General features: G+C 34.8%; 13 protein-coding genes. 9 read left to right on the top strand and 4 right to left on the bottom strand.

Annotated features, from left to right (window positions below; translation table 11 throughout):
* Positions 1–27: 27 nt before the first annotated feature.
* Entirely contained in the window at positions 28–363 is a 336-nt protein-coding gene (locus tag DFQ11_RS12255; RefSeq protein WP_110476172.1) for a tRNA-binding protein, read from the bottom strand.
* A 65-nt stretch (positions 364–428) separates the two neighbouring features.
* Between DFQ11_RS12255 and DFQ11_RS12250 the strand changes: the two genes are divergently transcribed.
* Positions 429–983: a thioredoxin family protein gene (locus DFQ11_RS12250; RefSeq protein ID WP_110476171.1), complete on the top strand. Its 555-nt coding sequence runs from the start codon at positions 429–431 to the stop codon at positions 981–983.
* Between the two features lie 29 nt (positions 984–1,012).
* On the opposite strand, the gene trhA is transcribed toward DFQ11_RS12250, so the two are convergent.
* Positions 1,013–1,639 carry a PAQR family membrane homeostasis protein TrhA gene (trhA, locus tag DFQ11_RS12245; RefSeq protein WP_110476233.1) on the bottom strand — a complete coding sequence of 209 codons (627 nt, stop codon included), beginning with the start codon at positions 1,637–1,639 and terminating at the stop codon, positions 1,013–1,015.
* Between the two features lie 10 nt (positions 1,640–1,649).
* Positions 1,650–2,321 carry a DUF4294 domain-containing protein gene (locus tag DFQ11_RS12240; protein ID WP_110476170.1) on the bottom strand — a complete coding sequence of 224 codons (672 nt, stop codon included), beginning with the start codon at positions 2,319–2,321 and terminating at the stop codon, positions 1,650–1,652.
* Between the two features lie 125 nt (positions 2,322–2,446).
* Here DFQ11_RS12240 and DFQ11_RS12235 point away from each other — a divergent pair, with 125 nt between their 5' ends.
* The gene (locus DFQ11_RS12235) at positions 2,447–3,535 is read left to right on the top strand and encodes a M42 family metallopeptidase (RefSeq protein ID WP_110476169.1); all 1,089 of its coding nucleotides are present in this window, start codon (positions 2,447–2,449) and stop codon (positions 3,533–3,535) included.
* Positions 3,536–3,597: 62 nt separating this feature from the next.
* Positions 3,598–4,155, top strand: a complete 558-nt coding sequence (locus DFQ11_RS12230; RefSeq protein WP_110476168.1) for an NUDIX hydrolase — start codon at positions 3,598–3,600, stop codon at positions 4,153–4,155.
* Between the two features lie 231 nt (positions 4,156–4,386).
* On the opposite strand, the gene DFQ11_RS12225 is transcribed toward DFQ11_RS12230, so the two are convergent.
* Positions 4,387–5,364, bottom strand: a complete 978-nt coding sequence (locus DFQ11_RS12225) for a helix-turn-helix transcriptional regulator (protein ID WP_110476167.1) — start codon at positions 5,362–5,364, stop codon at positions 4,387–4,389.
* A gap of 90 nt (positions 5,365–5,454) precedes the next feature.
* On the opposite strand from DFQ11_RS12225, the gene DFQ11_RS12220 reads away from it, so the two are divergent.
* The 6 genes from DFQ11_RS12220 (at position 5,455) to DFQ11_RS12195 (ending at position 12,452) form a co-directional block, all read left to right on the top strand.
* Entirely contained in the window at positions 5,455–6,711 is a 1,257-nt protein-coding gene (locus DFQ11_RS12220) for a flippase (protein WP_158525005.1), read from the top strand.
* 13 nt (positions 6,712–6,724) lie between these two features.
* A complete protein-coding gene (locus DFQ11_RS12215) occupies positions 6,725–7,402 on the top strand; it encodes a PrsW family intramembrane metalloprotease (RefSeq protein ID WP_110476165.1) in 678 nt (225 codons plus the stop codon).
* A gap of 84 nt (positions 7,403–7,486) precedes the next feature.
* Positions 7,487–7,963 (top strand): acetyl-CoA carboxylase biotin carboxyl carrier protein subunit, encoded by a 477-nt coding sequence (locus DFQ11_RS12210; protein WP_110476164.1) that lies wholly within the window; start codon positions 7,487–7,489, stop codon positions 7,961–7,963.
* Positions 7,964–8,175: 212 nt separating this feature from the next.
* Positions 8,176–9,615: an acetyl-CoA carboxylase biotin carboxylase subunit gene (gene accC / locus DFQ11_RS12205; RefSeq protein WP_110476163.1), complete on the top strand. Its 1,440-nt coding sequence runs from the start codon at positions 8,176–8,178 to the stop codon at positions 9,613–9,615.
* Positions 9,616–9,779: 164 nt separating this feature from the next.
* Positions 9,780–11,321, top strand: a complete 1,542-nt coding sequence (locus DFQ11_RS12200) for an acyl-CoA carboxylase subunit beta (RefSeq protein ID WP_110476162.1) — start codon at positions 9,780–9,782, stop codon at positions 11,319–11,321.
* 162 nt (positions 11,322–11,483) lie between these two features.
* Positions 11,484–12,452, top strand: a complete 969-nt coding sequence (locus DFQ11_RS12195) for a serine hydrolase (protein ID WP_110476232.1) — start codon at positions 11,484–11,486, stop codon at positions 12,450–12,452.
* Positions 12,453–12,475: the final 23 nt, after the last annotated feature.

Raw genomic sequence — 12,475 nt, 5'->3', positions numbered from 1 at the left:
TTAGTTTGAAAGTCCTAGCTAGATGTTTTAAGAAACGACGGTTCCATTTTGAACTTTCGATTCAGGATGTAATAAAAACACATCTTTATCTTTTACAGCGCCGACAACTAAACATTCACTCATAAAATTAGCGATTTGCTTTTTAGGAAAGTTAACCACCGCGACAACTTGCCTGTTTAGCAAATCGTTTTTTTTATAAAGCGTCGTGATTTGGGCAGAAGACTTTTTTATTCCTAATTCACCAAAATCTATAGTAAGCTTGTATGCAGGTCTACGAGCATTTGGAAAATCGCTCACTTCTATAATAGTACCTATTCGCAAATCGACCTTGCGAAAGTCTTCAAATGTTATTATCTTTTCCATTTTCTTAATGACAAAATTCTAATGCTTTATTGTAGTTTTACTAAAATATTAAATTAAATAATACCATGGCGAGAACAGAATCAAACATGATACCTTTAGGCACAAAAGCTCCTGACTTCAACCTAGTAGACACGACTGACGATATCAGAAAGTCTCTGAGTGAGCTTAAAGGTACAAAAGGCACCTTAGTTATGTTTATTTGTAACCATTGTCCGTATGTAATTCATGTGAGTTCTGAATTGGCCCAGTTAGCGAAGGATTATATTTCAAAAGGAATTAATTGTATTGCAATTTCAAGTAATGATGTAGACAATTACCCGCAAGACGCTCCAGAATTAATGGAGAAAAACGCGATTGATAACGATTATATTTTCCCGTATTTATACGATGAAACTCAAGACGTGGCTAAGGCCTATAACGCAGCTTGTACTCCTGATTTTTTTCTATTTAATGACGATTTAGAATTAGTTTACGCAGGACAATTAGATGACTCTAGACCAGGTAATGATGAACCCGTAACAGGAAAAGATATAAGGGAAGCAATGAGTGCTCTTATCAATAAGACGCCAATAAGCTCAAACCAAAAGCCTAGTATGGGTTGTAATATTAAATGGAAGTAAATCGGAAAACATTGATGTGAATAGGTCGCCTATATCACATAGAGATAAACCATAAAAAAATGACTTATAGCACCTGCTAAAACGAATAGATGCCATATCACATGGTTAAACGGTAGTTTTTGAACCACATAGAAAATAATCCCAATAGTGTAGAATAATCCTCCCGCAAATAACCATGTTACACCTTCTGCCCCTAAAGTATCTGATAGATTAGAATAGTCAAAAATAATCAACCAGCCCATAACCAAGTATAAAAGTGTTGAAAAGACTTCAAACCTACCCGTAAAAAAGAGCTTTAAAATTACACCAAAAGCTGCTATTCCCCATACGGTCCAAAATAATGTCCATCCTAAAGAGTCAGGTAAACTGATAAGTAGAACAGGTGTATAAGTACCTGCAATTAGCAAATAAATACTCACATGATCTACGATTCTAAAGTAGTGTTTACGTTTTTCGTCTTTCACCGAATGATAAAAGGTCGACGCTAAAAATAAGATGATAATTGAAAGTCCATAAACAATAACACTAAATAAGCTCCATTGCTCACTAGTATTAACTTTTAAAATCATCAATATTAAGGCTACTATACCTAAGGCAGCACCAAGACCATGAGTTTGAGCGTTTAATTGTTCTTCAAGCTTAGTTTGGGTGCGCATAGGGATACTTTTAACTTTTTGCTTCAGACCATTTATTAACACATGCGTAGAAGTCGATATCAAAAGCTGGTTCCTGACGTTTTAAAATTTCATTCTGAAATGCACGTTGTAAAATGTCTTCAATTAGGTAATCCTCTTGGACTTCAATTGGATTAAATTCACGTTTCAGAGAAATATTAAATAAACTTGCGGTATTATTAAACCAAAAGGCACGCCAACCGCTACGAAGTTCTCTTATGAGGTCAAAGGTTGTTTTCCCAGTTTGTCTATGAATCAACTTTACAAGAATCTGACCTTCGGTTTTTGTCAGTTTCTTTAGTTCAGCTGAGAACTCATCTTCGATATAATTCTGAATAATCTTAGCATAACGTTTCTTATCTCGCTTTCGTTCTAAGTTATCTAGCCGATTTTGTAATTGCTTTAATCGTTCGGCAGCAAGCTTAGCATAAGGATAAACTTTTAAGGTTTTTCGTTTTAAAACGAGATAACGAATCCGTGCTTCTCTATCCTTAAAATTCAAATTAGGCAGCACCAAAACTTCATCCAAATCAATAGAGGTGACCGGAATAGAATCGCCTTCAATAATCATATAATGCACCTCAGTAGAATCTTGCTTCACAGGATCTATTTGAGCACTACATACCATTGAAAAAAATAATACTATATAAGTTAAGTGTTTCATGCTTATCTTTAGAGCTAAAACCATTCCAAAATGGCGGTTTTGTACAGATTCAAAATTAATAATATTTAAAGGCTATATCCTTAAATTCGTATTAATATTATTATTTTTAAGCAAAATTTAAACTCATGGCAAAAAAACAATTACTGAACAAAAGGTCGATGGACTTTTTAGAAAAATACTTAAATAATGCGTCGCCTACAGGATATGAATGGGAAGGGCAAAAAATTTGGATGGACTACCTAAAACCATATGTAGACGAATTTATTACAGATACCTACGGTTCAGCCGTTGCTGTAATTAATCCTAAAGCAAAATACAGAGTAGTTATTGAAGGTCATGCCGACGAAATTTCTTGGTATGTGAACTATATTTCAGACAATGGATTGCTTTATGTCATTAGAAATGGAGGAAGTGATCACCAAATTGCACCGAGTAAAGTTGTCAATATACATACTAAAAACGGAATTGTGAAAGGTGTTTTTGGATGGCCTGCTATCCACACAAGAAGCAAAGCGAAAGAAGAGGCACCTAAACCAGATAACATTTGTATTGATATAGGCGCGAAAGATAAAGGTGAAGTTGAAAAAATGGGTGTTCATGTGGGTTGCGTTATTACCTATCCTGATGAGTTCCATATTCTAAACAAGGACAAATTTGTTTGTCGTGCTCTAGATAATAGAATGGGTGGATTTATGATTGCTGAAGTGGCGCGATTACTTCACGAAAACAAACAAAAACTCGATTTTGGACTTTATATTACCAATTCGGTACAAGAAGAAATTGGTTTACGCGGAGCGGAAATGATTACTCAAACCATCAAACCAAATGTGGCCATTGTTACAGATGTGACGCACGACACAACCACTCCAATGATTGACCAAAAGAAACAAGGTTATGCTGAAATTGGAAAAGGTCCTGTTATTGCTTACGCTCCTGCAGTACAACAAAAATTAAGAGATTTAATTACAGATACAGCTGAAGAAAAGAAAATCCCGTTTCAACGTGCGGCTTTATCTAGAGCAACTGGAACGGATACTGATGCTTTTGCTTATAGCAATGGTGGTGTTGCCTCTGCCCTAATTTCATTACCTTTACGTTATATGCATACTACGGTTGAAATGGTGCATAAAGAAGACGTGGAGAATGTGATTAAACTCATCTATGAAACTTTATTAAAGATTAAAGACGGCGAAACATTTTCGTATTTTAAATAAACCGCTAAATAAAATTTGGCAATCAAAACTTTCAAAGCCTCTTTTTAGAGGCTTTTTTTGATATGAATGAAGAAATTATAGACATACTAACGAAAGACGGTAAACGCACTGGTAAAACAGCTTTAAAATCAGAAATACATAGTAAAGGTCATTACCATAAGACCGCCCATATTTGGTTTTATACTAAAGATGGTAAAATTCTATTATCTCAACGCGCTGCATCTAAACTTATTTACCCTTTACTTTGGGATGTATCAGTAGCAGGACATGTAGATGCTGGAGAAACAGTTGAACAAGCGGCAATTAGAGAAACAAAAGAAGAAATAAGTTTAGATATTTCTGAAAAGGATTTACAAAAAGTTGGTGTTTTCGAATGCTTCCAGTCCTATCCTAATGGAATTGTAGATAATGAGTTTCATCATATCTTTATTGCCGAATTAAAGGTTCCTTTAGAAAACTTAAAACCCCAACCTGGTGAGGTTGAGGCTTTTCAGCTAGTCACGATCAATACCTTTAAGTCCCTTTTGATAAATAGCGACACCCTACCCTATTTTGTGGCATCTAATCGTGATTATTATAAGAAAGTTTTAAAAGAGATTACCATGACAACCTCCTCTTAAATTTCTTGTTGCAAAAATACAACTGACATGGACAAAATGTGTCCGTTTGAAAGTTATATTCTAAATTTTTAATTATTTCTTAGCAAAGTTTTCTCTTCCAATCAATTATACAATTAACTATATATTTATTATTTTTCTTGATATAGAAGCTCTTTTAGAAGTAATTTATGTAGCCTAAACAAATAATTAAATATTAATTCACGGACATTCACTACTATTTCCTAAAGCTATTTATTCGTAATACGCCATCATAAGACCAATATGATGCTTAACAAACTCTTTAACATGTGCTGGCCTTACCACCTTAACCCATAAATTGTATTTTAATATCTCCATTAAAAACTCATAATTCGGCTCAACATGCAATTTAATTTCGCCCCAAATTTTAGGATTGTTATAATCAAGAGCCTCTGTTTCGGGATCTTTAGGTGGCGAAACAATCTTTTGAGAGTGATGCATTGGATTGCTCGCTAAATATTTAAAATGATGATTAGCGACTTTTAAATGAATCCACTCCGCCTTCATATCGGTTTTCAGAATTCCTATGGCATTTTTAAAATAGTCTTTTTCACTAAATACTATAGGCTCTTTTACTCGCTGTTTGCTTACCGACATCGATTTAACACGATCATCCAAACAAAATGGATAAATACCGTATTCCTTATTATGAGCTATTAGATACCAGGCCTTGTTAATCTCTTTGATATGTAAGGGTTGAAAAAATCCTGATATGGTTCGAAAACCATCATCATACCATCCGTGATAGGTCATCTTAATAATAAATTGCTGCTCTATGGCATGAATTAGAGGCACTAAGTCTATTTGTGAACTTAAGGAACTTCGTGATGTAGATACAAAATCTTTCCAGGCATGAGCATGATGATGCAAAAGATAAAGCTCTGTTTTTTCGTAAGTCTCTTTTAAAGCATCATTAACTTCATAATCGTCTATATAGTATCCGTAATTTCGTTTATGTAGCACTACGACTTGGTAATACGACTTAATTTTATTTAAATCGCGTTTTACTGTCTTTTGGCTATGTAAATTTAAACTGTCGTAAAGGGGATCGTCAATATTATCTACACGTAATTGATCTAAAGCATCTTGCAAATCTTTTAATGGGACAAACCCATTTTTATCCACGCCATAAACCGTAGGATTTGAAATAATACGTAAAATATAATAGCGTCGAAGAAACTGTGGAGTCATATACTTAATTCTGGAAACGAAAGTAAAAATATTTTTCGAAATGATTAAAAGGTAGTGGTTTTTATATCTTTGACCACCTAAAAAATGTTCATGACCTCGGTTTTTAGTAAAAAGGATTTTCTTGCTACCAATTGGTTTACTTTAGAAAAATTAATTCAGTTTGTCTCTGGTGTTTTCATAGTTCCTAAAATCTTCAGTGCCTTAGGAACGGTAGATATAGGAAAGCTAAAGTTTGTAGAAGCCGTACTTGGAATGTTTACACCACTATTTTTCTTAGGCTTGTCTGCCATCTGTATTAGAGAAATCGTTTTTCATCCTAAAAGAAGCCAGCTTATCTTGGCCAATGCCTTTTATCTAAGATTATTTAGTTGGATCCTTATTGCCTTAGGTGTATTCTTATATTTTAATTTTACCGAATCAAGTCCACTAAAAGCGCTTTACTTTATCATCACCCTAAGCTATTTATTTAAACTCACCGATGTTTTTGAGTATTATCTGTTGGCAAAAAAATGGACTAAAATTATATTCTTTACCAAGATTATAAGCTTAATTATCATTGTGTCATTACAATATTATGGGGTTCAGAACCAATTAGATGTGACCTATTTCGCGAAGCTCATCGTTTTAGATTTTTTCATTCAAGGCTTACTCTATGTTCTTATTTTAAAGCATTACGACCATCTTCAGTTCAAGAAATGGCTGTTTTCTTGGACATTAAGCAAGTCCTTATTAAAGATGTCGTTTCCGCTTATTGTCTCTAATAGCTTAATTATGTTTTATATCACTATAGACGAACTTTTTCTAAAATATTATATCGGCGACCATGCTAATGGGGTTTTTGGTAGTGTTCAGTTTTTAGTCACAGCGCTAAGTTGGAATATTGGATTTTCCATAGTAGGCGCCTTATATCCTTCCTTGGCGGAATCTTATAAAAATGACCTCAAATTGTATATTCAAAAAATCAAACGATTAATAAAAATCATGTTTGTTTTAGGTCTAATAATTGCCGTTTTTTATACCCTATTCGGCGATGCTATTTTAGATAGCTATTTCACCGAGAACTATGCGGAAGCTAAAACACCTTTACTTGTTTTCTGCTGGGCTCCACTCTTTGTGTTCTTAGGAATGATTTACGAAAAGCACCTGATCAACTCAAACAACTTACAAAAAAACGTTTATAGATTTTTCATAGGTTGCCTTTCAAACTTAGTTCTATGCTATTTGTTAATTCCAACCTGGCAGGTTACCGGTGCGGCCATTGCCGTTTTAGCAAGTCATTTTATAACTAATATTGTTTATGTTTTTATTGATGGCAAAAGTCGAAGAGAACTGATTTCCATTTTTTAATTATTTTTGATCCATGAATTTACTCATAGCAGCTATTGCTCCTGTTTTAGCCATTCTTATATATATTTATGTTCAAGACAAATATGAAAAAGAACCTAAACGCCTACTTATTTCAAGCTTTCTTTTCGGTGGCATTATCAGTATTTTTATCGTATTTGCATTATATTTTTTTACAGGACGTTTAATTCCCGTCACAGATCCATTTAGCATTTGGCAACAGTTTATCCAAGCCTTCATTGTCGTGGCTCTAGCTGAAGAATTTAGTAAGTATGTCATTGTAAAATACTATGCTCAACCTAAAAAAGAATTTAATGAACCTTACGATGGAATCATTTACGCCGTTATGGTTTCTATGGGTTTTGCCTGTACAGAGAACATCATGTATGTGCTTGATGGTGGCTATGAAATTGCTATATTGAGAGCCTTTACAGCAGTTCCTGCCCACGCCACTTTTGGAATACTTATGGGTTATTTTATGGGTAAAGCAAAATTCTCAAAGAACAGAACCTTTCTAAATTTAACCGGTTTGTTTTTTGCTGTTTTATTTCATGGAGCCTACGACTTTTTCCTATTCATCCATTTTGTGCCAGGGATTTCAATTGGTGCATTTGTGTCGTTAGCCATTGCAATCATACTTTCAAGGAAAGCTATTAAAGCCCATCAGAACAATTCAAAATTTAAATCTTTATAAAATTCATAAACTAAGCCTGAATAATTTCATATTTTGCAGTTGATTTAGCGACGAACTTGCTAAAGACATTTAAACTTAATTTTTATGTACAAAATAAAAGTCATCACTTCACATAATTTTGAAGTGACCAAAGAAGATATTGAAACACTTGACGCTATTGAAACCGCTCCTAATCAGTTTCATATCCTTCAAAATAATAAGTCTATAAAAGTAGAAATTACAGCTACCAATTTTAATAAAAAAAGGTACAGCGTAAAGGTAAATAACAATACCTACGAGGTTGATATTTATGATGCTTTAGACCAACAAATTGAAGCTTTAGGCTTTGAAATTGGAGCTTCAAAACAAGTGAATGATATAAAAGCACCTATGCCAGGATTGATTCTTGAAATCAGTGTTGAAGTAGGTCAAGAGGTTAAAGAAAATGATCCTCTATTGATTCTTGAAGCCATGAAAATGGAAAATGTGATTAATTCACCTAGAGAAGGCATCATAAAATCCATTCAAGTAAAGCAAGGAGAAACAGTTGACAAAAATGCTTTGTTGATAGAATTTGAATAGTTCTAATTTCAGATTGAGTGTGTGATGACTTGGGTACAGTTCCACTCAAATCACAGTCAAGTTAAATTCGACTTCAACACCACTCAACCTAACGATATAGAACTTAAAGTATAATCAATTATAATCCGTTTCTACGGAATAGTAAGAATCCCTATTTTAAGGGAAAGAACAAAGGTTTAATTAAAAAAATACCTGCTTTAGCAGGCATTAGAATGAAAAAAATACTAGTAGCAAACAGAGGTGAAATCGCCATAAGAGTGATGCGAACTGCAAAAAAAATGGGAATTAAAACAGTCGCTGTTTTTTCTGAAGCCGATCGTAACTCACCTCATGTTAAATATGCAGATGAAGCCGTATGTATTGGTCCTGCACCTTCAAACGAATCTTATTTAAGAGGCGATAAAATCATAGAGGTATCAAAATCCCTTAAAGTAGACGCCATTCACCCTGGCTATGGTTTTCTAAGTGAAAATGCTGATTTCGCAGAATTATGCGAAGCTAATAACATCATATTCATAGGACCACGATCTAAAGCAATTAGAGTGATGGGTAGCAAATTAGCGGCAAAAGAAACCGTAAAAGCTTATGATATTCCCATGGTTCCAGGTACCGATGAAGCCATTACAGATATACAAGAAGCGAAATCTATTGCCACTACCATTGGATTTCCTATTCTAATAAAAGCATCAGCCGGAGGCGGAGGTAAAGGCATGCGTATTGTTGAAAATGAAGCTGAATTTGAATCACAAATGAATCGAGCGATTAGTGAAGCGAAATCGGCATTTGGTGATGGCTCTGTGTTTATTGAAAAATATGTGGCTTCTCCGAGACATATCGAAATTCAAGTCATGGCAGATACCCATGGGAATGTTATTCATTTGTTCGAACGTGAATGTTCTGTTCAACGTCGTCACCAAAAAGTGGTTGAAGAAGCGCCTTCTGCGGTATTAACTCCAGAATTAAGAGAAAAAATGGGTCAAGCGGCTATCAATGTAGCTCGTTCTTGTGATTATGTTGGTGCTGGAACAGTTGAGTTTCTATTAGACGAAAACCTGAATTTCTATTTCTTGGAAATGAACACCAGACTTCAAGTGGAGCATCCTGTTACGGAATTAATTACTGGAGTTGACTTGGTAGAGCTACAAATAAAAGTAGCTCGTGGTGAAGAATTACCTATAAAACAAGATGATTTAAAAATTAACGGTCACGCTCTAGAACTTCGCGTTTATGCTGAAGACCCAATGAACGACTTCTTACCTAGCGTAGGAAACCTAGAAGTTTATAAACTACCAGAAGGCAAAAATATAAGAGTTGATAATGGCTTTGAAGAAGGCATGGATATTCCAATTTATTATGACCCGATGATTTCAAAATTAATCACCTATGGTTCTACTCGAGAAGAAGCTATTCAACTTATGGTAAAAGCGATTTCAGAGTATCATATTAAAGGTGTAGAATCAACCTTGCCATTCGGACGATTTGTTTGCGAACATGAGGCTTTCAAAAGTGGAAACTTCGATACGCATTTTGTGAAGAAATACTACTCTCCTAGCCTCTTGGAAGAACAACATAAAATGGAAGCAGAAATTGCTGCTAAAATTGCATTGAAACAGTATTTAAAAGAACAAAAAGTTTTACGAGTACCAAATTAGTCCTAGTTTTAGTTATAGTCACATTTGGTAGAGACTAACCGTTCAAAAGAATTCATGTTGAGCGCCATCGAAGTGTCATCTTAAACTAAGGACTTAACGACAAACATTTTAAAAACATTACATATAGAGCTTAACCTAAGAGAAAAGCCAGAAAATATAATAGCATGAACGACAAGATAAAAACCTTAAACGAAAAACTAGATTTAGCTAAATTAGGAGGTGGACAAGCTAGAATTGATAAACAACATAAAAATAAAAAGCTTACAGCAAGAGAACGTGTCAACTACCTATTAGATGATGGATCTTTTGAAGAAATTGGAGCACTAGTAACGCATAGAACAAAAGACTTCGGAATGGAAGACCAACAGTTTTATGGTGATGGTGTGGTTACAGGATACGGCACGGTTAACGGTAAATTGGTTTATGTTTTTGCACAGGACTTTACCGTTTTCGGAGGGTCTTTATCTGAAACACATGCTGAAAAAATCTGTAAGATTATGGATATGGCCGTTAATGTTGGCGCTCCTATAATTGGACTCAACGATTCAGGTGGCGCGCGTATACAAGAAGGTGTGCGTTCGTTAGCGGGTTATGCTGATATTTTCTATAGAAATGTTCAAGCCTCTGGAGTAATTCCTCAAATATCGGCAATAATGGGACCTTGTGCTGGTGGCGCGGTGTATTCTCCAGCAATGACTGATTTCACACTAATGGTACAAGACACCAGTTATATGTTTGTCACTGGCCCTAACGTGGTAAAAACAGTAACAAATGAAGAAGTTACCAGTGAAGAATTAGGTGGTGCGAGTGTACATTCCTCAAAATCTGGTGTTGCACACAAAACAGCAACTAATGATGTAGAATGTTTAGAGGACATCAAAAAACTCTTAAGTTATTTACCACAGAGTAATAAAGAAAAACCGGAAGCCCTTCCGTTTAAACTCGAAGAAGAAGTTCGTGAGTCTTTAATTGATATTGTACCAGATAATCCTAACAAACCTTACGATATGCATCAAGTGATTGAAGGCATAATCGACGAGGATTCATTCTATGAAATTCATGGTGACTTTGCCGAAAACATTATCGTTGGTTTCGCTAGACTCGGCGGAAAAAGTATTGGTATTGTAGCTAATCAGCCTATGTTCTTAGCTGGGGTTTTAGATGTAAATAGCTCTAAAAAAGCAGCGCGATTTGTTCGTTTCTGTGATTGCTTCAACATTCCTTTACTAGTTTTAGAAGATGTTCCTGGATTCTTACCTGGAACAGATCAAGAGTGGAATGGTATTATTGTCAATGGTGCTAAATTATTATACGCATTTAGTGAAGCGACAGTACCAAGAATTACGGTGATTACAAGAAAAGCATATGGTGGTGCTTATGACGTCATGAACTCAAAACATATTGGTGCTGATATGAATTTTGCATGGCCAAACGCGGAAATTGCAGTTATGGGTGCTAAAGGTGCTGCAGAGATCATTTTTAAGCGTGAAATCTCAAAAGCCGAAGATAAAGAAGCTAAATGGAAGGAAAAAGAAGCTGAATACGCAAAATTATTCGCTAATCCATATAGCGCAGCTGAACGTGGATTTGTAGATGATGTCATTCTTCCTCAAAACACAAGACGAAAATTAATTAAAGCATTCAGTATGTTGGAAAACAAAGAGGTGGCAAGACCTCAGCGTAAACATGGGAATATTCCATTATAGTTCATAACTTTTATTTTACCACGTAAATCACTAGGTGCTAATGACTTAAATTTGACTTCAATATGGAATATTATGAAAAATTTAAGACCATATTTAACACTTATTGCAATCTATCTTATGTAACTTGCACGTACATAGATGAATTTAACACGTAAAATTTTTATGAATAAAACCTTATTCCTGCTTTTCTTTGTTTTTACATTTAGTTGCGAATCGCAAAATTCGTCAAAAGATTTAATAGCTGATTCATCTCCAGTTATTCGAAAAACAAACGATACTCAATTACCTATACAACCTAAAGATTCTATTGCTCAAATAGGAGAATTAAGAGACATTCAACTACAAACTATCTTAGAAAATGAGATCAATAAAAATGAATCTTGGAAAGTTTTAGTGGCCAATAATGCCATGGCGGTTGGAATCGTCGATTTAACTAATATTGAGAATATAAAATACGCAGGCATCAATGACAACAACATGATGTATGCCGCAAGCTTACCTAAAATTGCTGTTTTATTAGCATCTATGGATGCCATCGACAAAGGAGAGTTGGAAGATACGCCTGAAATTCGAGATGATATGAAACAAATGATCAGCAAATCAAACAATCAGGCAACAACAAGAATGATTGATCGTGTTGGCTATGCTAAAATTGAAGAGGTAGTGAGATCTCCAAGAAATGCGTTTTATGATGAAGCGACAGGTGGTGGACTTTGGGTAGGAAAACGTTATGGCGGAGGTGGCGACACTAACAGAGAGCCATTAAAGAACTTAAGCCATGCGGCAACGACTAAACAAGTATGTAGTTTCTATTATCAATTAGCGATGGGGAATCTAATTAGTGATGAACGTTCTAAAGAGATGTTAGAAATCATGAAAGATCCTGCATTACATCATAAGTTTGTAAATACACTCGATCAAATTGCACCTCAAGCAGATATTTATAGAAAATCGGGTTCATGGAGAAGTTACCATTCAGACTCGGCTTTAGTTTGGGGTCCAAAACGAAGATATATCATTGTGGCTCTGGTAGATAACGATTACGGTGAAACAATTATTAGAGATTTAGTGAAACCATTAGAAAAAGTAATGAAAAAAGCACGTACTTTAGACAAGCAGCAAAAAATGTGAAGTCTTTAGTAAGTGATTAGAAA

Source organism: Winogradskyella epiphytica, from assembly GCF_003217215.1.
GTDB classification, from domain to species: domain Bacteria; phylum Bacteroidota; class Bacteroidia; order Flavobacteriales; family Flavobacteriaceae; genus Winogradskyella; species Winogradskyella epiphytica.
Note: the sequence above shows the minus strand (reverse complement) of the source record. Positions and strands in the feature narration are given on the sequence as shown.